This is a genomic window from Gemmatimonadota bacterium (assembly GCA_040882465.1).
Taxonomy (GTDB): Bacteria; Gemmatimonadota; Gemmatimonadetes; order Longimicrobiales; family Gaopeijiaceae; genus JBBEBG01.
The window spans coordinates 49,253-75,019 of the sequence record JBBEBG010000017.1 but is presented as its reverse complement, the minus strand read 5'-3'; the positions used below and the strand labels follow the sequence as shown (position 1 = coordinate 75,019).

The 25,767-nt window shown below is 65.6% G+C and carries 25 protein-coding genes and 2 tRNA genes; 16 read left to right on the top strand and 11 right to left on the bottom strand.

What is annotated here, in order from left to right:
- Positions 1 to 159 precede the first annotated feature (159 nt).
- The 11 genes from ffh (at position 160) to WEG36_05135 (ending at position 9,000) form a co-directional block, all read left to right on the top strand.
- The gene (gene ffh, locus WEG36_05185) at positions 160 to 1,476 is read left to right on the top strand and encodes a signal recognition particle protein (protein ID MEX1256993.1); all 1,317 of its coding nucleotides are present in this window, start codon (positions 160 to 162) and stop codon (positions 1,474 to 1,476) included.
- A 19-nt stretch (positions 1,477 to 1,495) separates the two neighbouring features.
- Positions 1,496 to 2,008 carry a 30S ribosomal protein S16 gene (gene rpsP, locus WEG36_05180; GenBank protein MEX1256992.1) on the top strand — a complete coding sequence of 171 codons (513 nt, stop codon included), beginning with the start codon at positions 1,496 to 1,498 and terminating at the stop codon, positions 2,006 to 2,008.
- 21 nt (positions 2,009 to 2,029) lie between these two features.
- Positions 2,030 to 2,590, top strand: a complete 561-nt coding sequence (gene rimM / locus WEG36_05175) for a ribosome maturation factor RimM (GenBank protein ID MEX1256991.1) — start codon at positions 2,030 to 2,032, stop codon at positions 2,588 to 2,590.
- Between the two features lie 41 nt (positions 2,591 to 2,631).
- A complete protein-coding gene (trmD, locus tag WEG36_05170; GenBank protein MEX1256990.1) occupies positions 2,632 to 3,324 on the top strand; it encodes a tRNA (guanosine(37)-N1)-methyltransferase TrmD in 693 nt (230 codons plus the stop codon).
- A 190-nt stretch (positions 3,325 to 3,514) separates the two neighbouring features.
- Complete coding sequence (gene rplS, locus WEG36_05165) at positions 3,515 to 3,865, top strand: 50S ribosomal protein L19 (protein MEX1256989.1); 351 nt, start codon at positions 3,515 to 3,517, stop codon at positions 3,863 to 3,865.
- Positions 3,866 to 3,876: 11 nt separating this feature from the next.
- Positions 3,877 to 4,539, top strand: coding sequence for a ribonuclease HII (locus WEG36_05160; GenBank protein ID MEX1256988.1), 663 nt, complete (start codon positions 3,877 to 3,879; stop codon positions 4,537 to 4,539).
- 77 nt (positions 4,540 to 4,616) lie between these two features.
- Positions 4,617 to 4,689, top strand: a tRNA-Lys gene (locus WEG36_05155).
- 341 nt (positions 4,690 to 5,030) lie between these two features.
- A complete protein-coding gene (locus WEG36_05150; GenBank protein MEX1256987.1) occupies positions 5,031 to 5,996 on the top strand; it encodes a DNA cytosine methyltransferase in 966 nt (321 codons plus the stop codon).
- Positions 5,993 to 7,006, top strand: a complete 1,014-nt coding sequence (locus WEG36_05145; GenBank protein MEX1256986.1) for a DNA cytosine methyltransferase — start codon at positions 5,993 to 5,995, stop codon at positions 7,004 to 7,006. The genes WEG36_05150 and WEG36_05145 overlap by 4 nt, the downstream gene beginning before the upstream one ends.
- Positions 7,007 to 7,102: 96 nt before the next feature.
- Complete coding sequence (locus WEG36_05140) at positions 7,103 to 8,254, top strand: HNH endonuclease signature motif containing protein (protein ID MEX1256985.1); 1,152 nt, start codon at positions 7,103 to 7,105, stop codon at positions 8,252 to 8,254.
- A gap of 681 nt (positions 8,255 to 8,935) precedes the next feature.
- Positions 8,936 to 9,000, top strand: a tRNA-Ser gene (locus tag WEG36_05135).
- Positions 9,001 to 9,034: 34 nt separating this feature from the next.
- On the opposite strand, the gene WEG36_05130 is transcribed toward WEG36_05135, so the two are convergent.
- The 5 genes from WEG36_05130 to WEG36_05110 form a co-directional block, all read right to left on the bottom strand.
- The gene (locus WEG36_05130) at positions 9,035 to 10,315 is read right to left on the bottom strand and encodes a TadE/TadG family type IV pilus assembly protein (protein MEX1256984.1); all 1,281 of its coding nucleotides are present in this window, start codon (positions 10,313 to 10,315) and stop codon (positions 9,035 to 9,037) included.
- Between the two features lie 28 nt (positions 10,316 to 10,343).
- Positions 10,344 to 10,865, bottom strand: a complete 522-nt coding sequence (locus WEG36_05125) for a TadE family protein (GenBank protein ID MEX1256983.1) — start codon at positions 10,863 to 10,865, stop codon at positions 10,344 to 10,346.
- A 77-nt stretch (positions 10,866 to 10,942) separates the two neighbouring features.
- Entirely contained in the window at positions 10,943 to 11,344 is a 402-nt protein-coding gene (locus WEG36_05120) for a TadE family protein (protein ID MEX1256982.1), read from the bottom strand.
- Positions 11,345 to 11,812: 468 nt separating this feature from the next.
- Entirely contained in the window at positions 11,813 to 13,843 is a 2,031-nt protein-coding gene (locus WEG36_05115) for a M1 family metallopeptidase (GenBank protein ID MEX1256981.1), read from the bottom strand.
- Positions 13,844 to 13,907: 64 nt separating this feature from the next.
- On the bottom strand, positions 13,908 to 14,357 hold the full coding sequence (locus tag WEG36_05110) for a cupin domain-containing protein (protein MEX1256980.1): 450 nt from the start codon (positions 14,355 to 14,357) through the stop codon (positions 13,908 to 13,910).
- Positions 14,358 to 14,471: 114 nt separating this feature from the next.
- On the opposite strand from WEG36_05110, the gene WEG36_05105 reads away from it, so the two are divergent.
- From WEG36_05105 to WEG36_05095, 3 genes are read left to right on the top strand one after another with little or no spacing between them, the layout of a single operon-like run.
- Positions 14,472 to 15,935, top strand: a complete 1,464-nt coding sequence (locus tag WEG36_05105) for a cytochrome c (protein ID MEX1256979.1) — start codon at positions 14,472 to 14,474, stop codon at positions 15,933 to 15,935.
- A complete protein-coding gene (locus WEG36_05100; GenBank protein ID MEX1256978.1) occupies positions 15,935 to 16,939 on the top strand; it encodes a hypothetical protein in 1,005 nt (334 codons plus the stop codon). Before WEG36_05105 ends, WEG36_05100 begins: the two co-directional genes overlap by 1 nt.
- Before the next feature lie 35 nt (positions 16,940 to 16,974).
- Positions 16,975 to 18,690: a PQQ-binding-like beta-propeller repeat protein gene (locus tag WEG36_05095; GenBank protein MEX1256977.1), complete on the top strand. Its 1,716-nt coding sequence runs from the start codon at positions 16,975 to 16,977 to the stop codon at positions 18,688 to 18,690.
- Between the two features lie 46 nt (positions 18,691 to 18,736).
- Here the strand turns inward: WEG36_05095 and WEG36_05090 are convergent, their stop codons facing one another.
- From WEG36_05090 to WEG36_05065, 6 genes are all read right to left on the bottom strand, one after another.
- Positions 18,737 to 19,276, bottom strand: coding sequence for a DUF4136 domain-containing protein (locus tag WEG36_05090; protein ID MEX1256976.1), 540 nt, complete (start codon positions 19,274 to 19,276; stop codon positions 18,737 to 18,739).
- A gap of 35 nt (positions 19,277 to 19,311) precedes the next feature.
- Positions 19,312 to 20,043 (bottom strand): N-acetylmuramoyl-L-alanine amidase, encoded by a 732-nt coding sequence (locus WEG36_05085; protein ID MEX1256975.1) that lies wholly within the window; start codon positions 20,041 to 20,043, stop codon positions 19,312 to 19,314.
- Positions 20,044 to 20,206: 163 nt separating this feature from the next.
- The gene (locus WEG36_05080; GenBank protein MEX1256974.1) at positions 20,207 to 21,481 is read right to left on the bottom strand and encodes a ferric reductase-like transmembrane domain-containing protein; all 1,275 of its coding nucleotides are present in this window, start codon (positions 21,479 to 21,481) and stop codon (positions 20,207 to 20,209) included.
- A gap of 19 nt (positions 21,482 to 21,500) precedes the next feature.
- Complete coding sequence (msrP, locus tag WEG36_05075; protein ID MEX1256973.1) at positions 21,501 to 22,451, bottom strand: protein-methionine-sulfoxide reductase catalytic subunit MsrP; 951 nt, start codon at positions 22,449 to 22,451, stop codon at positions 21,501 to 21,503.
- 141 nt (positions 22,452 to 22,592) lie between these two features.
- Entirely contained in the window at positions 22,593 to 23,120 is a 528-nt protein-coding gene (locus tag WEG36_05070; GenBank protein ID MEX1256972.1) for a phosphatase PAP2 family protein, read from the bottom strand.
- Positions 23,117 to 24,082, bottom strand: coding sequence for a zinc dependent phospholipase C family protein (locus tag WEG36_05065; protein MEX1256971.1), 966 nt, complete (start codon positions 24,080 to 24,082; stop codon positions 23,117 to 23,119). Before WEG36_05065 ends, WEG36_05070 begins: the two co-directional genes overlap by 4 nt.
- 246 nt (positions 24,083 to 24,328) lie before the next feature.
- On the opposite strand from WEG36_05065, the gene WEG36_05060 reads away from it, so the two are divergent.
- Positions 24,329 to 24,964 (top strand): hypothetical protein, encoded by a 636-nt coding sequence (locus WEG36_05060; protein ID MEX1256970.1) that lies wholly within the window; start codon positions 24,329 to 24,331, stop codon positions 24,962 to 24,964.
- Positions 24,961 to 25,716 (top strand): glycosyltransferase, encoded by a 756-nt coding sequence (locus WEG36_05055; GenBank protein ID MEX1256969.1) that lies wholly within the window; start codon positions 24,961 to 24,963, stop codon positions 25,714 to 25,716. Before WEG36_05060 ends, WEG36_05055 begins: the two co-directional genes overlap by 4 nt.
- Positions 25,717 to 25,767: the final 51 nt, after the last annotated feature.

Below are 25,767 nucleotides of genomic sequence, written 5' to 3'. Positions count from 1 at the left end.
GCACTTTCCCGCCCCCATCGGAAGCCTTCCGGTCCCCTGGCCAGGTCCCCTCCCGGAGATCTCCCGGATCCTTCACTTCCCCCCTTTCGCGGGCTATCTTGTTAAGCTCTGCGGCTTTTGCCGGGCCGCCGGCGTGGTCAAGGGGGAGACCGTTCGCGCATGTTCGACGAGCTGAGTGACAAGCTGGATTCCGTCCTCGGCCGCCTGAGGCAGCGAGGGGTCCTCACGGAGCCGATGATTCGGGACGGGCTCCGCGAAGTGCGGCGGGTCCTCCTCGAGGCGGACGTGAACTTCGGGGTCACCCGCGAGTTCCTGGCCCGCGTACAGGAGCGGGCCCTGGGCGAAGGGGTCCTCCGGTCGGTTTCGCCGGGACAGCAGGTCGTGAAGATCGTCCACGACGAGCTGGCGGCGCTCCTCGGGGGGGAGCCACCCAGGATGGAGTGGGCCGAGCGGCCGCCGACGGTAGTCGTGCTCGTGGGTCTTCAGGGGTCGGGGAAAACGACGACCGCCGGAAAGTTGGCGCGGCGTTTTCTTCGGGAGGGAAGGGAGCCGGTCCTCGCGGCCTGCGACCTGGTTCGGCCGGCGGCGGTCGAGCAGCTCCGGACGTTGGGCGAAGGAATCGGGGTGGAAGTGCATGCGGGGAGTGCGGGGGAGGACCCCGTCGCGGTGGCCCAGGAGGCCTACCGGCGAGCGAAGGAGGCGGGGAAGGCGGTCCTGATCGTGGACACGGCGGGGCGGCTCCAGATTGACGAGCCGATGATGCAGGAGCTTCGCCGGATCAAGGCGGCACTCTCGCCTCAGGAAATCCTCCTCGTGGCCGACGCGATGACGGGACAGGAAGCCGTGAAGATCGCGCAGGGTTTCGACGAAGCCCTCACGCTGACGGGGATCATCCTCACCAAGCTGGACGGGGATGCGCGGGGCGGTGCGGCCCTTTCCATCCGGGGAGTGGTAGGGAAGCCGATCAAATTCGTGGGGGTCGGGGAAGGGCCGGACGATCTGGACCGCGCGGACCCGCGGAGGCTCGCGGACCGGATCCTCCAGAAGGGCGACGTGGTCGGGCTCGTGGAGCGGGCCCAACGAACGATGGATCTGGAGGAGGCGGAGAAGCTTCAGGAAAGGGTGCTCTCGAAGGGGCGCTTCACTCTGGAAGACTTTCTCTCCGCCCTCTCGCAGATCCAGAAGATGGGGCCGCTGGAGCAGCTCCTGAAGCTCGTTCCCGGGATCGGGAAGAAGATCCCGAACGTGGCGATGGATCCGAAGCGGATGAAACATGTCGAAGCGATCATCCTTTCGATGACGCCCGAAGAGCGGCGGCGCCCCGAGATCCTGAATGGGTCGCGGCGCGCGAGGATCGCCAAGGGAAGTGGGAGGTCGGTTGCGGAAGTGAACCGGCTGATGAAGCAATTCAAAGAGATGCAGAAGATGATGAAACAGTTTGGACCTGGGAGCCCCGCCTTCGGCGGGCGCAACTGAACGCCGACGGGAAGGAGCCATGGCCGTAAGAATTCGCCTCCGGCGCATGGGCCGGAAAAAGACGCCGCACTACCGGGTGGTGGTGACCGACCGCACCGCGCCCCGCGAAGGGCGGTTCGTAGAGAGCATCGGGTATTACAAGCCGCTGAATCAGCCCGCACGGCTGGTCCTGGACCTCGAGCGCGTGGACTACTGGATCGCGCAGGGCGCCGTCCCGTCGGATACGGTGGGCTCGCTCATTCGGAAGGCACGGATCGGGGGGGACGACTCTCTCGCGGTGGGCGAAGTGAAGGCCGACGAGGAGAAGGCGAAGAAGGCCGAAGCCGTCGCGACGCGCCGCAGGGAGGAAGCCGAGAAGGTCAAGGCGCAGAAGGCCGCCGAAGCGGAAGCCGCAGCGGCAACCGAGGCCGCAGCCGCAGCTGCAACGGCGGCCGAAGCTGAAGCCGCAGCGGCTGCGACCGCGGTGAGCGAGAGTGGTGCGGCGGCGGCGGAGGAAGGTGCGAAGCCCGAAGAGGAAAGCGGCGACGCCTGATCGCCGCCCCCTTCATTCGCCGTGACGCCGGCAGGGGAGCGCCCCGCGCAGGACCCCGACTTCGTCGTCGTGGGACACTTCAGCAAGCCGCACGGGACGAAGGGTGAGCTTTTTGTTTGGCCCCTGACCGATCGTGCGGAGACCACCTTCGCTCCGGGGGTTCGGCTCTACGTCTCGGATCCCAAGGGGGAGCTGCCGGACCCCGAATTCGCCCCCGTGCGCACCTCATCGGTCCGGCCATTTCGCCGCGGCTTCCTCATTCTCTTCGAGGGGATCGCGGACAGGGAGGCGGCGGAGGTTCTCCGCGACCGCTACCTCCTCCGCCCCTTCGACGAGATCGAGCCCCTCGCCGAAGGAGAGCTCTTTTACCATCAGCTCCTCGGGATGACGGTCGTGACCACGGATGGGGAAGAGGTCGGGCGCGTGCGTGAAGTTTACGCTCTGCGCCCCGCCGACCTCCTGGCGGTCGAAGGGCCCAACGGGGAGCACCTGATTCCCTTCACCCGTGAGATCGTCTCCGGGTGGGAGCTCGAAGAGGGGAAGCTGGTCATCAATCCACCGGCCGGGCTCCTCGACCTCTGACGCCAGCGAGGCCGCGGATTCCCTGACGGGCGAGGTGCCCCGTGCGGATCAACATCGTCACGATCTTCCCCGATTTTTTCGCGCACTCCCTCTCGTTGAGCATTCCGGGGCGCGCGAGGGAAGCCGGGGCCGTCGCGTACCGGATCGTGGACCTCCGGGAGTTCACCCACGACCGGCATCGGACGGTGGACGACGTCCCGTACGGAGGGGGTGCCGGGATGGTCTTGAAGCCCGAGCCCTTCTTCGAAGCGGTGGAAGCGCTGGCGCCGGCGGGCCCTGTCGTCCTCCTCTCCCCCCGCGGAAAGGCCTTCCGGCACGAAGATGCGGTACGGTTCTCCGTCCAGCCCGAGCTCACCCTCCTCTGCGGCCACTACAAGGATGTGGATCAGCGGGTGGCCGAGCATCTGGCGACCGAGGAGCTGTCCCTCGGGGATTTTGTTCTGTCGGGGGGGGAGATCGCGGCCCTCGCCGTCACCGACGCGGTCGTGCGGCTCCTTCCCGGCGTCCTCGGGGATCATGAATCCGCTTCCACGGATTCGTTCTACGATGGATCGCTCCTGAGCCCTCCGTCGTGGACCCGCCCGGCCGAGTACCGGGGGCACGCCGTTCCCCCCGTCCTCAGGGAAGGAGACCACGCCCGGATCCAGGCCTTCCGACGGGAGCTCGCGGAGGCGATGACCCGGGCGAGGCGTCCGGACCTCTGGGCGCGCCACGAGGCCGAGGAAGAGTCGTAAGTAAGATCCGGCGTCCGCTGGAGCGGGCCGCGCAGGTGCGGCATGTCACTCCCCCGAGGGGGCCAACCCTCGAATTTGGTGCCGCTTCCGGGGCTTCACCCGTTTGAAGGCGCGCGTTATACTACGCGTCTATTCCACGGAAGGGGCGCGGGCGTGGCCCCGGGGTGGACGTACCCGGAGGGAGGCGGCCATGGCCGATCTACTGAGAGAACTCGATCAGGAAGCGCTCCGGGACGATATCCCGGACTTCTCGCCCGGCGACACGGTTCGCGTCCTGTACCGCGTCCGTGAAGGCGACAAGGAGCGAATCCAGGCCTTCGAAGGTGTCTGTCTTGGTCGGCGCGGCGGCGGGATGCGCGAGTCGTTCACCGTCCGGAAGATCTCGGCCGGGGTCGGCGTGGAGCGGATTTTCCCCCTCCAGTCGCCGTTCGTGAAAGGGATCGAGGTCGTACGCCAGGGACGGGTGCGCCGCGCCAAGCTCTATTACCTGCGCGGGCTGCGCGGACGCGCCGCCCGGATCCAGGAGAAGCGGACCGGCTGAACCGCATCGGCATGGAGCCGAAGCCTTCGTCCCCTCCGTCCGATCTGGACGGATCACGGCCCCTGGACCCTCTCGCGTATGAGAAGTGGTTCTGGGGCCGCGGTCTTTCGTGGGTGGCGGGGGTGGACGAAGCGGGGCGCGGTCCGCTGGCCGGGCCGGTCGTGGCCGCGGCGGTCATTCTTCCGGAGGGATGCTGGGTCGAGGGCGCCACGGACTCGAAGACGCTCGGAGCGGCCCGGCGGGAGAGCTTGTACGAAGAGATCCTCGCCGGGGCGCTCGCCATCGGGGTCGGTGCGGCTTCGGTTCGGGAGATCGATGCGCTCAACATCCTGCGCGCGACGTCGGTGGCGATGGGACGTGCCCTCCGGGCGCTGGGTCGGGATCCCGCGCACATTGTCGTGGACGGGCTCCCGGTGAGAGGAGTGGAGTGGGAGCACGAAGCGGTCGTGGGAGGGGACGGGATCGTACATTCGATCTCGTGCGCCTCCATCGTCGCGAAGGTGAGCCGCGACCGCCTGATGTGCCGTCTGGCGCGGCGGTATCCTGCCTACGGATGGGAGCGAAACATGGGGTATGGGACGCCGGGGCACCTTCGGGCGATCTCGGAATGCGGGCGTTCGCCGCACCACCGCACGACTTTCGGGGCCCAACTCACGATGGGGCTCGAGGGGTAACCGAACGGTCAGTGGGTGGGGTAGCAGACGGGGCGGAGTGCAGCGCGCGGGTTGAGGTAAGTGCTAGCGTATCGTTGGAGCCGGTAGCTCAGTTGGTAGAGCAACGGACTTTTAATCCGTAGGTCCTGGGTTCGATCCCCAGCCGGCTCATTGGATAACCTAAGATGTGACAATAAGATGACTGAGTAGGAGTTCGGGCCAGATCGACGCATATCTGCGCGAGTGCAGTGACAGTGCAGACACGGTCGGGTTGGCCGGCGCGTGCTGCAGCCGAGGGATCAAGGGCGGGTCAGGGAGCGGCTGCCCGTGAGTCAAGCTGCTATACGCCGGCCCAACTTCATGACCTACGATGTTGATGGACCGGACTTCCAAACGGGCCGAGCTGTTAACTTGACGCATGGCCCGAGCTCTTCTCATGGTGCATGGCGACGGCCCCGTTCAGATCGCTCCGCCGGCCAAGATTCTTGAGTTCCATTCCGAGGCAATCGAAGATGAGTCGCGTTATTTCCCTTTTCTCCGGAGCTGGTGGGATGGACCTGGGTTTCCGGATCGCGGGCCACGAGTTGGCCTGGGCGAACGACGTCGATGCCGACTGCGTTGACACCTATCGGTTCAACTTGGGAGACCATGTTGTCCTCGGGGACATCTCTGAGCTTCCCGAATCAGAAATCCCGGATGGGGAGATCATCATCGGAGGGTTTCCTTGCCAGGGATTTTCCCGAGCGAATCTGAAGCGTTCTCCCGAAGATTCGCGGAACCGTCTCTACCTTGAGTTCGTGCGAGTTCTCAGAGAAAAGCAGCCGCCGTACTTTGTCGCGGAGAACGTTCGGGGGATCCTGAGCCTTGATGGGGGCAAGGTCGTCGAAATGATACTTCAAGACTTCAAGGATTGCGGGTACAGGGTCTCCCACCATCTCGTGAACCTGGCCGACTTCGGGGTTCCGCAATCGCGTCGTCGCGTGTTCTTTCTGGGCACTCGGCACGACATCGATGAAATTCTACGGATGCCGAGTCCGACCCATGCAAGAGAAGCAACGCTTCTTCGGAAGTCCTGGGTTACCATTGGTGAGGCGCTGCGGGACATTCCTGACCCCGAAGAGCATCACGACCTTCTCAACCACGTAAGTTCTCAGTACAAGGTGACTGACCGGAATTTCACCGGGCATCGAAGGACAGATCCGAACAAGCCGTCTCCCACAATCCTCGCCCGTGGCGATGGGGGTGGCGGCGTCTGCGCACTCGCTCATCCGAGGCATCACAGGAGGCTATCGGTGCGAGAGTCCGCAATCGTTCAGTCTTTTCCGCTCGACTTCCAATTCTTCGGGTCGCTCAACTCCATGTACCGGCAGGTGGGCAACGCAGTGCCTCCCGTGTTCGCTGCTCGTCTCGCTGAAGGTATCCCTCGTATGGAACAGGACGCATCCGAGGCCAAGGAGTGTGCCGGGGTGGCGAAGTGAAGGCAGTGTCGCTGTTTTCCGGAGCTGGCGGACTCGACCTCGGCTTCCGCCAGGCGGGCTTTGATCTCGTATGGGCAGTGGACAGCTACGCGGATGCGGTCGAGTCCTACCGGAAGAACATTAGCGACCACATTGTCCTTGCCGACCTGGCAGGAGTTGAGGCCAGTTCCGTCCCTCACGGGGACGTGATAATCGGAGGATTTCCGTGCCAGGGGTTTTCGGTCGCTAACATTACCAGGTCAAGCGAGGATGGTCGAAACAAGCTCTATCTGGAGTTCGTGCGCATCCTTCGAAACATCCGGCCGCAGTTCTTCTTGGCCGAGAACGTCAAGGGTATCCTGAGCCTCGCCGACGGAGTCGTCTTTCAAGAGATTCTGGCCGATTTTGCCAAGGTCGGTTACACAGTGGCCTATTCGCTGCTCAACGCGGCAGATTACGGAGTGCCGCAGTCCCGGCAGAGAGTGTTCCTGCTTGGAGCCAGGGAGGACGTTGCTTGCGACCTGAGCGCCTTTCCTCCAGTGCGCACTCACGCTGACTCAAGTGAGGCGGCTGCCCTGGGTCTGTCGCCCTGGATCGGGGTGGGGGATGCGCTGGCGGACGTGCCGGAGCCGGATGCCGAGCATGACTTGCCGAACCACGACGGCTACTCGCGCTACAAGCTGCGGTTCAATGGCTACCTCGGTCACCGTCGAATCAATCCTGCGATGCCCTCGCCAACGTTGACGGCACGGGGGGATGATCGCGGTGGAGTCGTAGTCCTGCATCATCCGGACAATCACCGCCGTATTTCCCCCAGGGAGGCCGCGAGGATACAGGGTTTTCCAGATTGGTTCGCCTTCGCCGGCACACGGACCTCAGCCTACCGGCAAATTGCGAACGCTGTGCCTCCGCCGCTCGCTCGGGCCGTGGCCGCCTCAATTCTCGACTGCGCATCGGGGTCGTCGGAGAGCGCCATCGCCCATGGATCGAGGCTTGAGGCTGAGCACCCTATCCAGCCTTCCCTGCTCTGAATGTCCGGCGTTCCCGCGCCACCCAGGAAGCCTTTCGACGGATACAAGTGGCGTTGGGCTGAGCTCACGCCCACCGAAGGCTTCAACGAGCCCGCCATGATACTGGGCGGCCTCCGGGCGATGCGCGACTGCCAAGGCATGAGGAAGAGCTCGTCCGAGTTCCGCGAAGCCCTGAAGAGAGTGCAAGAGGAGATCGCTCCGAGAGTCGAAACGCCGGCGACATTGGTCAGGGGCAAGGAGCGGAACGTCCTCCGGAACTCGGGAATCTACTGGAAGGCCCTCAACCTTCTGGGGCCGCGACCGGGAGTAATCGAACTAACTGATTTCGGGCAGCGGGTTGCCGACGGTGCGATTTCTCGCGCCGAGTTTGCCGCCGTCGTCGTTCAATCGTTCACGCTTCCGAATCCGCATCTTAGCGGGGTCGATTGGTCCGGGTGGCGAGATGCCCACCTCGAGATTCGGCCGCTCCTACTAATCCTGGAGATCATCCTCGCCATGCGGGAAGCCGGCAATCCCGGAGAGGCTTATCTGGCGCTTGAGGAGTTGGTCCGGGTAGTGATCCCGCTCGCGGGGGCGAAGGCGGAACTGGACGACTACGTGGCGGCGATCGAAGCCAAGCGCCGCGGCGATCTCGACTTGTCTGCGTGGCCCGACTGCGTCCCAGAAGACAACGATCCGAGGATGGCTGATGAGTTCTTGCGGTTTCTTAGCCACTGGGGGTACCTGAATCGAGAAAAGGGATCTACCCGTTACACAACTACTTACTGGCTCTCGGAAGACCGACTGGCGGAGGTGAGGGAGGTAGTCGAGGCTAGAGTGGCCGGGTCTTCGTATGAGGATGCGTTGACGGGGCTGCGAGAGAGTGGTCGCCCTCTCTTCGTCGATCGCGTTCGCATTACGATAGAGGTGATCCGCCGCCCTGGGCAGCAAGCCTTTCGGCGAGAGGTGCTGCGGTCTTTCGAGAGCCGATGTGTTCTGACGGGCGAGACCATTCCGGACGTGCTGATCGCCGCCCACATAATTCCGGTGAAGTATGGCGGCGGCGACGATCCCGGAAACGGCCTGTGCTTGAGGTCAGACGTTCACACTCTCTTCGACGCTGGGCACATTCGGATCTCACCCGAGAGAGCGGTGCATCTATCTGAACTTGCAGGTGCCAGCCCGAGCTACGGAGGTCTCGCAGGACCCCTGGCCCTCCCGCCGGCTGTAAGCGAGGAGGTCCTGAGATGGCGATGGAGGTACAACTGACGATGACTGACCATGTGAGCTCAGAGGGACGGAGTCGCATCATGTCGGCCATCCGAAGTAGCGGTACTATCCCCGAGAACCGGCTATACGAAGCCGTGCGAGGCGAGCTGGACCATCGATGGCGCATTGAGCGGAACGTGGCCACGCTGCCGGGAAAGCCTGACCTGCTAATTCCGTCGCTCTGGCTGGCGCTGTTTGTGGATGGCTGCTTCTTTCACCTCTGCCCCGAGCACGGGAGTGTTCCGGAATCCAACCGCGACTACTGGGAGCCGAAGCTTGCACGCAACGTGAAACGGGACGGGAAGAACCGAAGGCTCCTCCGAAACGCTGGATTCGCAGTGTGGCGATTCTGGGAACATGAGCTGCGGCCCGAGGAGCTGAAACACACGCATCGCAGGATCCGCCGGCGTCTCTCCAAGCGTCTTCGCGAGCGGGAAGACCTTCCCTCAAGACCCGCTCCCATCGCGGTGTCTCCCCGAGTGCGACTGGATTCGTCCAGGGGCCTCAGTGCTGTCCGCTCATTGAGCGTCTAAGAACAGCGTGCTTCCGTGGGGCAAGCCATGTCCGAGACCTGCTTCCCCTCGGCCATCATCGAGGCTAATCGCTGCCAGGACGCGATGGCCTGATCGAAGTAACCGATTAGATCGTCCTCAGATACGTAGATTTCGACGCCGGCCATCGGAGTGAAGATCGTGGCCGGTGGTCTTTTAATCCGTAGGTCCTGGGTTCGATCCCCAGCCGGCTCATTCAGGATCGGGACGCTTCTCTGCCCCCCTGCCTTTACCGTGCCAGCCGTACCAGTAGATCCTGCGCGACCTGATTGAAGACCGCTTGGAGCTCCGCCGGGGAAGGGGCGAAGTACGCGCGTCCGGCGGGCTGGTCCTCGTCGCTGATCCCGCCTTCGTTCGCGATCAGCTTGAGGTAGTTCATGTCGGGCACGAGGAGGGGATCGCCCGCGTTCGGGTTCCCGAGTCCGATGCTGTAGATGAGGATGTCCTGGCCACGGACCACGTCCGCGACCTCGAGCCCCGCGTCCCTCCCCTTCTCGCGAACCTCGTCCTCGTCCCATCCCCAACAACTCGAGACGTTTTGGCACCCGTTCGGGTTCGGAATCGAGTTGGATGGAAGGGCGTCCGGATTGTTGAAGTAGCCGCGAACCAGATTTCCCGTCGTGTAGACGGCCATGATTCGGTCTTCGACGCCGGGGGTCGCGGAGGTGAATGGGCCCAAAGCGGAACCTCCGTTGATGGGTCCGTTGTTTCCGAGCGCTCCCCGGAAGGCCGTGGGACGTCCGTCAGTGAAAAAAACCACGACCTTCACCGAGCGGTCGCGCACGTTGGGGAGGCTGAGTTGACCGAGCGCGAAGCGGAGACCTTCTCCGGCGTTCGTGTCCCCGGCCGAGGTCATCGCGTTGATCCGGTTCTCGATCGTGGTCGTGAAGCCGTGGCCGATCGAGAACCGGTTGGTGGCACGGAGCGCGAAAGAGACCAACCCCACTTGATCGATGTCGTCGTCGAAATGCTCGATGAAGGCGATCGCAGCGTCTTGGAGGTCGTCCCAAGCGCCGTTCGCCGCGAGCGACCCCGACTGGTCGAGGACCAGGACGAGGTCCACGGGCGGCACTGCGGCCATCGCGGACGACGCGATCAGGAGTTCGTTTAATCCGACGGCTCGGAGAAAGATCGTGGGCATCGGACGGCTCGCGATCATTTCGACGGTGCTTTCCCCCTCGGCATTCGTTGCGAAAAGGACTTGGAGGGAAGTTCCGTCTCCTTGGCTCACCCCGTTCACGGCCGCGAGCGCGAGCGCCTGGTCGCGCGCCACGTCCTCGCCGCTCCGGAGTGTCCGTGCGCCGGCGAGGGAGCCGGCATCAACCGCCCGAGACATCTGTGCGCGATTCACATAGGCGAGGCCGAGGTCCATGACCATTCCGGTGAGCCCCGCAATGACGACTCCGAGGATCGCAACCATCAGGAGGATCGCGCCCCTCTCGTCGGCGATTAGGGCGCGTGCCTGCACCGGAATCCTACGATTCGACGGCCGAACGGTGTTCGGTCTCATGGATCGCTCACTCCCCTGGGTTCAGGGATCAGAAGATGGCTCGATCGTAAAGGACGTCCGGCACCATGACAGACAGGAATGCCATGACGGGAGTGAGGGTCGGACGTGTATAAAAGATTTCGAGGACGTAGATGTTGGCGCCGTCGGCCATCGTGATGTCGGTCAACTCGTCCAGCTCGTCGCCCACCATGCCCAGCCGACTGGCGCTTTCATATCCAATGCTCGCGATCTGTTCCTCGACGTTGGGGACGCCGTCCCCGACGACGAGCCGGCTCAAAACGAGACCCCCCCTTTCCTCCAACTGGATCCCGGATCCGTTGTCGAGCGTCGCGTTGAGGACCGCCGGCATGGATACGCCGCGCGAGGCCATGCTGGCGCCTTCACGGGTGAGGTAGGAGACCGCCTGTTGGGAGTCGAGGATGTTTCCGAACTCGAGAATCCCGAAGACTACGAGGCAGAGTAGAGGCGTGACCATGACGAGTTCGACCAGGTCCTGTCCCGACTCCTCTCGCGCAAGGCGGCGAGCGGAGCCGAAAGCCCACCGGCCCATGGTCCGGCGTCGGCGCGGCCCAGACCGTCCGCGAATCCCTGAATCGAACCGTGCATTGGAAGGTTTCACGGAAGTTCTCAATTGAAGAAGGGCTCGTTACGCATCGAGGTGGACACCTGGAAGTCGAAGAGCCCGGTGCCAAGCACATGCTCCATCAACGGCATCGCGACTTCATATTCGTAGTTCAGTCGGACCGTCACGACTTCTTCCGGGGCTCCCCCGTCTTCCGGGGTGATGATGATGTCCCCCGAGGTCACGCCGAATCGCGATGTGTGCTCCAGAATGGTGTTGCGGATCGAGGTGGCGCGGTCGATCGCATCGCCCGATTCTTCGTCGATCTGGAAGTTGCCGGTCGTCGCGTAACGGGTGCCCTCGGCCACCGCGTTCCGAATCGTGAGCCGGTGGATATAGTACCGGCTGAACTCGAACATTCCGGACATCATGACGAGGAAGACCGGGATCGCGAGGACGAACTCCACAAGACTCTGGCCGCCCACGCTTCGAGCGAGTCGGCGGATCCGGGGCTCGCGTCTCCGATCCCTAACGTCACGTCTGACCGGTCTTGCCATGGTGAGGTCCTCGATTCTTTCCCGTACATCATGCACGGACCCAGGACGCCGCTCCGCCAGGGGGCGGCGTGGCGCGGTTACGCAGGTCGTTTCGTGCGGTCCTGAGAGGCAGGGATCATGCCAGTTTCCCCCGCTTGACGGGGCAATTCGGGCGATCGAGGGGTGTGGGAGGCCGCGGAGGGCGGCGCGACTGGAGTGCTGAACCGGCGCGTCGAAGCGGCGCAACACCTCACGAATGCCCGGAAGGGGACGGAAGTCCCAGGAACTTGCTTCCAGAAGCCATCTGTTTGCGAAAAGACTACGGAAGGAACTTCGCCTCGGAGTCACCCCGCGAACCGGATTTCCGTCTCCGCGGCCCGGAGGTTCCTCAGTCGGTCTCTAACGCTCCCAGGCGTTGTTCGTCCGGTCCGCGTCGGGAAAGATCCCCTCGGGATCCACTTCGACCCGTTCGAGCGCAGCGTCCGCGGGAAGCTCGAAGTAGAGCTCGTGGCGACGGGCCCCCTGGAGCCAGACCTCCACGGGGATGGTTTCCCGCAGTGCGCCTCCGGCGATCCCTACCTCGACGATCGCCGGCATGGGCGCTTCTCCCAGGTCCGCGATGGTGACGCGGACCCCCCGTGACCCGGACGGCGTCGAAACCATCTCGACCGCTTCGACGGCCTGGTCGAGGGCCGCCGTCTCATACCAGAAGGGATGCCAGAACCAGTCCAGGTCGCGCCCCGCAACCGCCTCGACCGCGTTGAAGAAGTCCATGGGGTCGGGGTGGCCGTAGATCCAGGCGGAGTTGTAGCGCTGGAGCGCCTCCCACACGGCCTCACGCCCGATCAGACCCTCGAGCGCGCGAAGCAGTGTGGCCGGTTTCCAGTACGCAGCCTCTCCGTAAGTGCCTGTGGAGCCGTGGAGATCCGCGTGCCGCATGATGGGGGTCTCGAAGTCCGCGCCCGCCACGTTCGTGTACGCGTCCTGGTCCCGCCTCCAGGAGTCCGGCTCGCCGAAGAAATCTCCGGTCGCATAGGCCTCGATGTACGTCGTCAGTCCTTCGTCCATCCACGGATAAGAGGCCTCGTTCGAGCCGACCATCATCGGAAACCACATGTGTCCGATCTCGTGGTTGAGTGTCTCGTAGACGTCCCGCGCCTGGGGGAAGGCGGCCACGAAGGTGAGCATCGGATACTCCATTCCACCCACCGGTCCCTCGGCCCCCGTCATCTGCGGCCAGGGATAGGGGTGCCACCGCTCCGCGTGAAAGGTCAGGGCGTGTTGGATGTATTCCGCCGATTCCGTCCACGATTCCGTCTCGGGCCGGTAAAAGGAGTGCACTTCCACGATCTCGGCCGCACCGTCACCGTCCGCGCCGGGGGAATGCGCGCGCGTCGCATCCCAGACGTAATCGCCGGAAGCCGCGAAGGCGAAGTCACGGACCCCGTTGGCCTTGAAGCGCCAGGTGAGCGTGCCGTCGGGCTCGGATAGAGTCGCGGTTCCCGCTCCTCTCCCGGCCTCCGTGACGATGTGGACCACCACGTCGCTCTGGAGGGCGGTGGCGAGCCGCGACCGCACCGTTTCGGTCAGGACCTCTTCGGGATTCTGGAGCGTTCCCGAGGCCCCGGCGAGCCACCCCTCCGGAAGGGTGAGGGAGACGTCGAAGTCGCCGTATTCCAGGTAGAACTCGCCGTTCCCCAGGTAGGGCCAGGTGTCCCACCCCCGGAGGTCGTCGAAGACTGCGACCTGCGGATACCACTGCGCCACGTTGAAGAGGCGATTTTCGATGTGGCCCTGGCGCGGGGCCCCCTGCGGCGGAACCTCGAAGTTCCAATCCACCTCGAGCTCGATCGCACCGTTCGGGGGGATGGGATCCTCAAAATACACCCCCATCAAGGTCCCCTGCACGATGTAGGCGCCGGCCCGGCGGGTCGGCGAGAGCTGAAACTCGCGACCACCCACGGCCACCCGCCCGACGGTGATCCCGCTGGTCACCGGGACCTGCCGCGTCCGCTCCACCCCTTCGGAGAAAAGGTTCTGATAGAGGTGGAGGATGACGAGACCGACCTCGGTCGGTGATTCGTTCCGGTAGGTGATGACCTCCGATCCGGTGAGGCGCGCGGTCACGGGATCGAGGGTGGCGTCGATGCGATAGTCCACCCGCTGCGTCCAATAGTTGGGACCGGGGGTCCCGACCGACGTGCGAGTCCCGGCTTCGATCGCCGCCTGGAAGGCGGCGGGCACGGGGACGGGGCGGGCGGACCATCGGATCCCGGTGGGATCGAAGGGCGCGGGTGAGGATTCCCGGGGGGCTGCGACCTGCGGGCCAGCCGCGGGCGCGACGCCCGGCTCCGCAGCCCCTCCGGCACACCCCGACGCGGAGAGGACGAACGCGAAAACGAGCCCTGGGGCGCGGAGGGACTCGCGCACGCTGGACACCGCCTGAGCTGGATTTCGAAGTCTGAGGGCGCGGATGGGCGCTCTGTCCGATCGATTACCGCTGGCCAGGGGCAACCCGGTACTGCTCGTCGGTGACGGGATCCAACCAGGTCACCTGGCCGTTGTACACGGTCCATTGGGCGACGTCCGAGTCGGGGGCGGCGCCGTGCCAGTGCTCGATCCCCGGGCCCGTGTACCAGGGCTGGCCGGGGCCCACTTCTTCCACGACGCCCCCACGGACCTGGGTGCGGCCGCGGCCCTCCTCGATCATCAGGAGTTGCCCGTCGGCATGCGTGTGCCAATTGGAACGGACCCCTGCGGGAAACCGAAGCCGTAGGACCGTTAGCCCTTCCGCGTCGAGGATGCTCGGGCTTCCTCCCATGAAGTTGCTCTGCAGGGCCCCGGACTCCCGGGGGACCGGGAGGAGAACGAGGCCCAGGGTTCCGGCGGCCACGAGGGAAAGTGCGATTCCGATCTGTGACGCCCTTCCACGATTCCGGATCATCCTAGCACCTCCGCGCGGGGAATTGGCTTGCTTCGGGGGAAAGGCCAGCATATTCCTTCGAGTGGGGAATATCAAGATCGCCGGGCGAGCTTTCGACCAATCTTGGGGGGCGCGATGAAGGTTAGACGCTGGGCATGCGCCGTTACGGCAGGGGCGCTCTTCGGGCCCGCGGCGGTCGGCGCGCAAAGCCACGACGGAAGCGTCGCGAACCACGAGCCGCACTACTTCACCGCCGAGGAGTTCGGAATCGACCCCGAAGGGGTCAGCTTCTCGCGGGACATCGCACCGATTCTCCAGCGGAGTTGCCAGAACTGCCACCGCCCCGGCGGTGGCGGCCCGATGTCGCTGTTGACCTACGACGAGGTGCGCCCCTGGGCGCCCGTGATCGTGGAGCGGACGGCGATCCGGGACCGCATGGGGGCGATGCCCCCCTTCTTCGTCGAAAAGGAGATCGGAATCACCGCGTTCAAGGACGATCCTTCGCTGAGCGACGAGGAGCTCGCCCTCATCCAGACCTGGGTGGCGAATGGAGCCCCACAGGGGAACCCGGCCGATCTTCCGCCCCCCCTCGAATTCGTGGACGACGACGTGTGGACGATCGGCGAGCCGGATCTGATCGTCCGCTCCCGCGACGTGACGGTTCCGGCGGTCGGCCCCGACTGGTGGGGCGATCTCGGGCTCGTCCCCACCGGCCTCACGGAGGATCGGTACGTGCAGGCGGTGGAGGTGCGCGAAGTGAACGACATTCCCGCCGGCAACGAGTCGAATACGGTGGGCGGGCGCTACATCTTCCACCACATGACGTACACGGCCGGGCGTCTCAACGCGGATGGGACCGACGTCGCCGGAGGAACCCGGTTCCCGATCCACGAGGTCGGGAGGAACGCCGACCTCTTCCCGGAGCGCGCCGGCCGGCTCCTCGCGGCGAACTCCGCCCTGAGCCTCGGCCAGGCACACCTTCATCCGAACGGGCGCGAGTCGAGGGGACATCTCGAATTCGGCTTCAGGTTTTTCCCAGTCGGCTATGAGCCGGAGTACCGGCGCCAGGGCCCCCTCCTCGGAAACGGAATCGACATTGATGTCCGCCCGGACCAGGCGGGACAGGAGTTCCACTCGTACGTGGTGCTCCAGGAGCACACCAAGATCATCGCCTTCGAACCGCACCTTCATGCGCCGGGAGTGCGCATGTGCATGGAGGCGATCTGGGGGCACAACCAGTTCACCCTGAACTGCGTCGGCTACGACCACAACTGGGTGAAGCAGTACATCTACGACGACGAGGCGGCCCCGCTCCTCCCCAAGGGGACGATCCTCCACATCATCGGCTTCCTCGATACGACGGGCGAGAACCCGAACGTGGCGGACTCGCGGAATTGGGCGGGTGGCGGGCGGCGCTCCGTCGCAAACATGTTCATTGACCTGGGTTATTCGGTGCAACTCACCGAAGAGCAGTTCCAACGGGAGATGGCGGAGCGGCGCTCGAGAATGCGCGACCGGAACGAATACGACGTCGGATGTCCGCTCTGCTGGGCGCCCGTGGTCGAGCCTCCGGCGACCGCGGCGGCGGGAGTGAACTGATGGGGCGTGGACTGCGGACCGGAAAGCTTGGAGGACGGCGCGCTCGAGCCGCCCTCGTTTTCATCCTTCTCGTGGGTGCGCTGTTCGCGACGGAGGTGGAAGCGCAGACGCGCTTCATGTACCTGCGCGGGCAGGCCGTCTCCCCGGCTTATGAGGGGTGGTGGCCGAACCAGGACGGTTCGTACACCCTCTTCTACGGCTACATGAACACGAACTGGGAGGAGGAGTTCGACATCCCGGTCGGACGCGAGAACTACTTCACCTTTACGGAGCCCGGTGGACTCGACGACACCGAGCGGACCGCCTATGATCCGAACGTGGCGGACCAGGGGCAGCCGACCCACTTCTATCCCCGACGCAATCCCTTCCTCTTCACCATCGAGGTCCCGTCGGATTTTGGAGACGCCGAGCTCGTCTGGACGCTCCAGACGCAGGGCACGACGCTCCGAGCCTTCGGATCGCTCAAGCCGGACTACCGGATCGATCCGCATGTGATCTCGACCGAGATCGGCGGCGCTTTCGGCAGCCTGAGCGACGCGCTCCGGACGAACATCCCTCCGGAGCTTTCCGTGGAAGGCGAGCTCCGTCGCACGGTGCGTGTGGGCGAGCCCCTCGAGCTCGCCGTGGTCGCGAACGACCCGGACAACATCCCGGCGCGCTCCGGGCGGGGGGCGAACCCGCCCGCCACTTCGGAGGCCCTCTACAATCCGCCCTCGTCGGTGGTCTCGATGAGCGGGCCCGGGCTCCGCTTTTCCTGGTCCGTGTACCGGGGACGGGCCACGAACGTGACCTTCGATCCCATCCAGATGAAGACCTGGACGGACACCCGGGTCTACTCCAACTCCCCCTGGTCGCCCCCGTGGGGAATTCCCGAGCCGCCCGCGGGAAGCCGATGGACCGCGACCGCGACCTTTACGGAGCCGGGGGAATACGTGCTGCGCGGGATCGCGAGCGACGGGGCGCTCTTCACCTACGAAAACGTCACGGTCACCGTCACGCGCTGACGGCGACCCGGTCCCTCGTCGTGGAGCCCCGCGCCATGCGCCTCTGGCGCCTCCTTCCCCTCGCCCTTACGGGGCTCTTCCTCGTCGCCAGCTCGCCGCTGCCCGCCCAGTCCACGCTCCCGGCCTGGGAGCCGGTGACCGCCGAGCGCCTGCTCGATCCCGAAGACGGGGATTGGATGAGCTACCGCAGGAGCTACGACGTGACCGGCTTCAGCCCGCTCGACGAGATCGATCGCTCGAACGTGGACGAGCTCCGCCTCGTATGGGCTTACTCCGTGAACGACAACAATCGGTGGGTCCCGACCCCGATCGTGGCGAACGGGCTTTTGTACGTCGCGGAGGGATCCGGGCGTGTCCTCGCCTTCGAAGCGGCCAACGGGGATGTCGCCTGGATCCACGAGCGCCCCTATCCCGACGACATTCGGGGTTCGCAGGCCTTTGGAAAACACCGAGGCGTCGCGGTTTACGGGGATCGGATCTATTGGGGGACCGCCGACTCTTACCTCGTCGCGCTCGACGCGCGCACGGGGGAACAGATCTGGGAGGTCCAGACCGGGGACTATCACGCCGCGATGGGACACTCCCATCCCCCGCTGATCGTGGAGGGGAAAGTCCTCCTGGGTCACTCCGGAGGGGATTTGGGAGCGCGGGGCACCTTCTGGGCCTACGATGCCGGGACCGGAGCGCTCCTCTGGACCTTTCACACCGTTCCCGGCGCTCCTGGGGACCCGGGGTGGGAGACGTGGACGGCGCGCGATGTCCCTCCGCTCGGGGGCGCGACCTGGAACACCATCAGCTACGATCCCGAGTTGAGGCTCGTCTACGTCCCCACCGGACAGCCCTATCCCTGGTCGGCGCTCCTCCGGGGCCCCGGGGATGCGCTCTACACCAACTCGATCGTGGCGCTCGACATTGATACCGGCGCGCTGGCATGGCACTTCCAGCTCCTCCCCGAGGACTCCTGGGACCGGGCCGCATACGAAGCCATGCTCGTGGATCTGGAGATCGGGGGCGAGACGAGGCGCGCCCTCATCCAGACGAGCAAGCTCGGCTGGGGGGTCGTGCTCGATCGCGCCACCGGCGAATTCCTCCACGCCTTCCGGACCGGGGTCGACAACCTCGTGACCGGCTGGACCGACGAGGGGCGTCCCATCCTCAATCCGGCTCTCGTTCCGGTTCCCGCCGACATGGAGACCGGAAAGGTGTTCGAGGTCTGCCCGTTCTATCACGGCGGTCGCGACCTGAACGCGCCGAGCTTCAGTCCGGAGACGGGGCTCTACTACCTCGGAGTCAACAACACTTGCATGGACATCTCTTTCCGGGCGCAGGCGGTTCGGCCCGGGACCCTGTCCAGCGGCCTCACGGCGGTCCCGAAGTTGGCGCCCGGTTACGACTTCGTCGGCGAGTTCGTCGCCTTCGATCCGTCCACGGGAGAGCGGGTGTGGGCATACCAGCCGCCGAGCGGATCCGCGATGACGGCCTCCGCCCTCGCGACTGCGGGAGGGATCGTCTTCGGGGGGACGGCGGACCGCGAGTTCTTCGCGCTCGACGCCGATTCCGGGGAGTTGTTGTGGGAGACGCGCCTGAACGGGGACATCTCGGGCGCACCGGTGACCTTCCAGGTCGGCGGGAAGCAGTACCTCGCCGTGGGTGCGGGCGGACGGATCGCCCAGACGGTCACCTACGGTCCCCTCACCGGAACACACCTCTCCGAAGGGAGCGGGGTGATCTGGGTTTTCGCGCTTCCGTAAAGGTATCGGGGCGGGGAACTGAGGAAGCCGGGGGGGCCTCCCGAAGCTACATCGGGAAGAGCTCGAACATGTTCTCGACGGCCTCGCCGACCCATTCCTCCATGGCCGGCGAGGTCGTGAGCGCCCGGCCGATGTCCCCCTGAGCCCATCCGATCCAGAGGTTCTGGCGAGTCCGCGCGTCCACGAAGTGCAGGATGAAGGTTCCTTCCTCGTATTGGACGACCTCGGTTCCGGGTGGGGCTCCGGGCCGGGGCGGTGGATACCCCGAGGCGGGGTCCGCCTCGTACACCTCGATGTGGTCTTCGACCGAGAGGTGGTAGTGCACGAGCAGATCGGGGTCCGCCTCAGCCTCGCGGATGCCGCGCGACTCCAAGGCGGATGCGACGGCCACGAAAAGGTGCTCTTCGAAGAAGGGGTTGTTCTCCAGGCGGACATCGCCGCCCCGGCGAATCGCGTCGTCGTCCCAGGCGTAAGTCGTGTATCCGCCGAAGGAGGTCCCTGGCCGATAGTCGGCCCCCGCCGCGATTCCAAGGCCGCACCCGGCGACGGAGAGTGCGAGTACGAGCATGACGAATACGGAACGCAACGGGAGTGCCTCTTGAGTGTGGATGGGTCCGCCGCTCAGCGAGCGACGATCGTTGCCGGGGGCGCCGGCGGAATCTCCAGGTAACGAAGGACGGCCGCCGCGATTCCCTCGGCGGACCGCTCCGGGGCATCCACGATGATCGCCCGGTCCTTGGGGCTCGTCAGGAATCCCGTCTCGATGATCACCCCGGGCGTCGTGTCGTGGATCGCGTGGTCGTAGCGGCGCGAGTTAAAGGCGTAATAACTCACCATCCGCCGCGTCACGTTGGTGTGGTGGCGAAGTCCCGTCGCCTCACGATAGGTCTGCGCGAGGATCTCTACGAAGGCACTCCCCCTGCCCGTGCGGTCGCGCCGCGAGGCGGCGACGCTGAAGCCGTTGGCATCCGAGCTGTTATTCCCGTCCGCGTGGATCGAGATGAAGAGGTCGGCCTGGTAGCTCGGCGGAACGGTCGTGGGGAGGACCTCCACCTCGACCCCCGCCGCGCGAAGGCGTTCCGCGGCGAGCTCCGCGATCCGGAGGGTCACTTCCGACTCGTGGAGCCCGTTCCAGTTCGCCCCGTTGGAACGCAGGCGGCGGAGCTCGTCCGGCGCTTCGGAGGCGAGCCAGTGCCCCGCCTGCAGGGCGACCCTGGGGGCTGCGCGCTCGGGCCTCTCCGGACCACCGGGAATGACAGGGGCCTCGGCCGTCCCGCTCGAAAAGCCGATCGTGAGCGAGGCTGCGACAAAGACGCCGGCGAACCGGGCCGGCCTGACGGGAACTCGCTTCACCGCGCACCTCGCTGAACCGCCATGTAATCCTCCGTGCCGGAGTACCCTGCCGGCCGCACCGGGACCGAAACATGTTCCTGAGAAGCTAGGACGCTCCGGGCTCTCAGGTCAATCGTGCTTTCGGGTGCTGAACGGGGTCTTGCACGACCCTTGCAAACGGATGTTACGGGGGGACGGCCCCGAGAAGAGCGTCCCGATTGGCCTCCAAGAACGCGCGAGCGGTCGTCGGGGACCGGCCGGTGAGATCGGCGACGGCTGTGCTCACGGTGGCCAAGGATCCCGCTGGCGGGCCGCCGCCCGGGGTCACCCCTCCCTCCACGACCTCGATGGGACGTCCGGTGATCTCGCTCGCGATCTGGGCGATCCCCCTCGGCCCGATGGGCTCCGACCCCGTGATCTCGTAGATCCGGTTCTCGTGCCCAGGTGTCGCCAGGACGGCGGCCGCGGCGAAGGCGCAATCCTCGCGGGTTGCATAGGCCGTCCGGGCCGCACCCGGCGGCACGACGACCTGCCCCGCCGCGATCATCCGGGTCGCCTGCCCGAGAATCCCATCCATGTAGAGCTGATAGGGAAGCATCGTCCATGCGACGCCGCTCTCCCGGTCATAGCCCGCGAGCTCCTCGGGAGTGCGACTCACGAGGATGAGGCGCGCGGGCGCCACCCCGAGCGCGAGGAGGCGCTCGACGACGAGCCCTCCGAGCTGGCCGGATGCCCCGGAGACGATGATGCGTTCTTCCGCGCCCTGCGCACCGAGTCCACCGGGGACGGTGGAACCGAAGGCGGCGAGAGAGAGTGCGAGGACGGTCCTCGAGGTCGCCGGAGCCCTCACCGTCGCCTGGCGGCGGCGTCGCTGGCTCAACCAGCCGGGGACGCGCGCAGCGAGAAGGATCATGAGAATTCCCGCGAGGAGGAGGGGGAGGCGAACATCGGCCTTCACGAGCCAATAAAAGTGGAGCGCCCCGAGGGAAGCCGCGACGTAGACCAGGCGATGCAGCGTGCCCCAACGCCGCCCCAGCCGCCGGATCCACCCCTTGGTCGAAGTGATCGCGAGGGGGATCAGGGTCAGAAAAGCGGCGAAGCCGACCGTGATGTATGGACGCTCGCGAATGTCGTCCCAGACCCAATCCATCCGGAAGCCCAGATCCAGAGCGATCCAGATGAGGAAGTGGACCGATGCGTAGAAAAAAGCGAAGAGCCCGAGCGGACGGCGAAGTCCGATCACGGGGTGCCATCCGGTGACCCGGCGGAAGGGCGTGACCGAGAGGGTCACGAGGAGGAGCACGAGGGTCGTCATCCCGGTGACGTGCGTCACCTTTTCGATCGGATTGACGCCCAGCCACCCGAGGAAGCTTCCCGCCACGATCCAGGTGGCGGGCGCGAGCGCACCCGCCCAAAGGACGAACTTGAGCGCGACGACGCCCGTCTTCCGACCTGCCATCAGGCAAGACCTCTCCGGCTCAGAACCACCGGGTCAGGTCCATCCCCGAATAGAGCGACGCGACCTCGTCCGCGTACCCGTTGAACATCAGGGTGTCGCGGCGCCGGATCTCCCCGATGCGGCGTTCGTTCCCCTGACTCCAACGGGGGTGGTCCACCCGCGGATTCACGTTTGCGTAGAACCCGTATTCATTGGGGTTCGTCGCCCACCAAGTATTCACAGGCATTTCTTCCACGAACCGGATCCGGACGATGGACTTGATTCCCTTGAAGCCGTACTTCCACGGGACGACGAGGCGGAGGGGCGCCCCGTTCTGATTGGGGAGGTCCACGCCGTAGACGCCGGTCACGAGGAAGGCGAGGGGATGCCGCGCCTCGTCGAGTCGGAGCCCTTCGATGTAGGGCCAGTCGAGGATCGAGGCCCGTTGACCCGGCATCTCCGCCGGACGGACGATCGTGGTGAATTCCACGAACTGCGCCGCGGGAGTGGGATCCGCGCGCTGGACCAGCTCGGCGAGGGGAAACCCCCGCCACGGAATCACCATGGACCAGGCTTCGACGCAGCGGAGTCGGTAGACCCGGTCCTCGACCGTGTGGGGCGCAAGGAAGTCTTCGAGGGCGAAGTCGCCGGGATTGTTCACGAGCCCGTCCACCCGGACGGTCCAGGGAAGGGGCTTGAACGACCCCGAGTTCCGGTAGGGATCCTCTTTGTCCGTCCCGAACTCGAAAAAGTTGTTATACGTCGTAATCTCCCGGAAGGAGTTCACCTGTTCACCGAGCTCGTCCGTGAGCGTCTGATACCGGGGTTCCTGGGCCGCGGCGCGCCGCGCGAAACCTGGAACCTCGATCGGGGCGAAGGAGAGCGCGGCCGCTCCGGCAGCCGCCGTCCTGATGAAGTCTCGCCGGTTCAGGTAGACATGCTCAGGGGTGATCTCCGAGGACGGGATTTCGGCTCGGCGGCGGATGAGCATGACTCCTCCGGATCGGATTGCGGAGTGGGGCGTGGATTCGGGGTCGGGTTTCCCCCGGGCACTCTTCCTAACCCACTGCCCGCGCCGGGGGTTCCTCGGGGACGCCTGTGGCGCCACGCCCGGTGCAGACGGAGTCCGTCGTCAGCCCAGAATGTTCAGGAGGATGGCTGCGAAACCGGCGAGCCCCCAACCGGCGACCACGTCGCCCGGATAGTGGACCCCGAGGTATGCCCGCGACACCCCGATGGTCAGCCCGATCACGAGGAGAGGCAGCCCCCAGGGGAGCGCGAGCCAGAGCGAAATCGGAAGGACCAAGGCGAGGCCGGCCGCGGCATGTCCCGAGGGAAACGAGAAGCGGTCCGGAGGCTCGACGAGGGAGTGGAGACCGACGGGAAGGATGGGCCGGGCCCTCGCAACTCTTCGCTTCACCAGCTGCCCGAAAAGGTTCGAGAGGAGGATCCCGAGCGCGGCCTCCCGTGCCACCTCGGGCGGGATCGGGAGCAAGCCGGCCCCGAAGAGCAGCAACGAACCCGATGCGAGCATGACGACCGGATCCCCCAGGCGGGTGATCTCCCTCATCCAGCGGTCGAGACGGGGCCGCCGCCGGGTCGCCAGGGCCATGAGGAGCCGGCGGTCGAGGTGTTCGAGGCGGAGAACGAGGTCGGTCACGCGGAGCTCCAAGGGAGGACGATTTCGCCCTCGAGAGCATCCAAGTATTCCACTTTCCTCAGGATCTCCTGCGCGACCGGTGTCGGAAACCCAGGGACGTCGGGCTGGCCCGTGTCCAGATCGAAGTTTTCGAGGCCTTCGAGGCGAGTATCGAAGTGCTCCGCGAAGGTCGCCGGGAAGATTCGCACTTCCTCATCCACGGCCTCCATCAGCCATTTGGACGGGGGAACGGGGTTCAGGACAGCGAGAGTGAGCGTCGCGAGGCCACGCCGGACGGCGATCTCATCGTGAGCGCGCCGCAATGCTCCTCGCGCCAAGAGGGCGGCGCGTGAGAAGGGGCCCGATCGGTGAAGCCGGGCGAGGAGACTCGTCAACAGCAACGCGCCGCGCGAAACGCGTGCGGCGGCGCGGTGAGACGTGACGAAAGGCCAGCGTCCGAATTCGATCCCGTAGATGAGCCGGTAGGTCTCGCTCAGGAACTGGATCGAATTCGGATCGAAGACGGGTGCCATTCGCCCCACCGGTGGCGTCGGGTACCGTCGCCGGCAGTCCACGTCGAGGCCGATCTCGACGCGGAGGTGGACCGCCGGCTCGTGATGTCCGCCCACGAACCTGTCGGGGTCTCCATGCATGACTTCGCCCACCCCACGCCCCACGAGCGGGTGGATCGCACGGTCGGCAAGGACGTGGGTGACCCATCCCCAAGAAAAAGCCCGCTCCGTGGAGGAGCCGGCCGCGTGAATCAGCGCGCGGGTCAGATCCACGGATCTGACCCGGTGTGCGAGATCCGAGAGCAACCTCTCGCCTCCCGGGAAGTAGCCGAGGTCGGGTCCGATCGCACCATGGTGGAACGCCCGCACCGAGGTGGAATCCCATGGATCGAAGGGGGCGGTCTCGGGCGTCAGTTGCCAGCGTTCGAGGACCCGGTCCGCGAGGGCAAGGTGGAGCGACACACTCGGCACTCATTCTCCTTTCAGGAGCCCTAGGGGCGGGACTTTCCCCTTGAGGATACCGGTGCCGCGCGACGGGTTGGTGAGCCGCCGGTAACGGTCGTGTCTCGGAACGCACAGGGCTTTGGAAACATTTGACGGCGGGGCGTGCGGACATCTTCCGCGAGCGGATGCGGAGACATATCGTCCAAACCGTCGTTCAGCTTCGTCGCGGCAGTGTGACCGGGCGAAGCGCTTCCCGCGGAAGGGAGGGAAGAAGTGGAGAATTCGAGCATCGAAGGGACGACCGACCCGCTCGATCCGCTAGTGGAGCGCACGGCGGGTCCCCAGCCCGGCCGGCGTCTTTTCCACGCGGGGAACGGCCTGGTCATCTGGGCCTTCCTTCACTATTCCGGAATCGAGTCCGGGCCGGCGGCGCTCCTGATCGGAGGGCTCGCGGCCGGCGCGCTCGCGCTGGACATCGCCCGGCTCAACGTTCCGGGTCTGAACCGCCTCTTCTTTCGCGCGCTTCCTGCATTCGCCTCGCCGCGCGAACGGAGCCGCGTGGCGTCCTCGACCTGGTATCTCGCGGGAGTGGCGTTGTCGCTCGCCCTCTTCGCGCGCCCCTTCGCGGAAGCGGGGGTGCTCGTTCTGGCTCTTGCCGATCCGGTGGCGAGCTGGTTCGGACGGCGTTATGGGCGTCGGCGTTTCGGGGCGGGGAGTGTGTTCGGATCCTCCCTTTTCTGGATCGTTTCGGTCGCAATCCTCTGGTCCACCGCGGGGCTCGTTCCGGCGCTCGCCGCCGCGACAGCCGTGACACTCGTGGAGGCGGCGCCGTGGGGGCTCGACGATAACCTCGCCGTTCCGATCGCGACCGCGGCGGCACTCGCGCTCGTTACCGGAGTGTTGGGTTGACCGACTCCACGACGAGCCCGCGTCCCGCGGCTCCGCGGGTCTCCGTGGTGATCCCCGCAAAAAACGAGACGGCGGCTCTCCCGCGCGTTGTCGCGGACTTGCGGGCGCAAGCCATCCCGCCGCTCGAAATCGTCGTCGCCGATGCGAATTCCACGGATGGGACGCCCGATCTGGCCCGTGAGCTGGGGTGTGCGGTCGTCCCGGGCGGGCTTCCCGCGGAGGGAAGGAATCGGGGGGCCGCGCGGGCCCGAGGGGAGTGGATCCTCTTCGTGGACGCCGACATGGGGCTCGAGCCGGACGCTTTGGAGATCGCGATGCGGGCATGCGAGCGTCGCCGACTCGACGGGATCTCGACCTGGTTCAAACCTGACCATGGAGGTCGGCTCCTCCGGCTCTCCCTCTACCTCTCGAATTGGTACTTCTACCTCACGTCGAAAGTTGGGTGGGCCCACTCCATCGGAGGATTCATTCTCGTGCGGCGGGAGACACACGAAGCGCTCGGGGGATTCGACACCTCGATCCTCGTGGCCGAGGACGTGGAGTACACGCTCCGAATCGGGCGTTACGGGCGCTACGCTTACCTGCGGCGGCCGGTCGTGGAGTTCGCCGTTCGCCGTTTCGACAAAGAGGGGACCTGGAGCATGAACCTCAAGTGGATCGGGGTCGAGCTCCACCGGATTTTCCTCGGCGAGATTCGGAAGGACACGTTTCGCTACTTCAAGCCGGGAGAGCGGATCCCGCACCACCCTTGAGAACGTTGGGTCCCAGCGTTACCCTGCACCCTCACTCCACGCACCCTCACT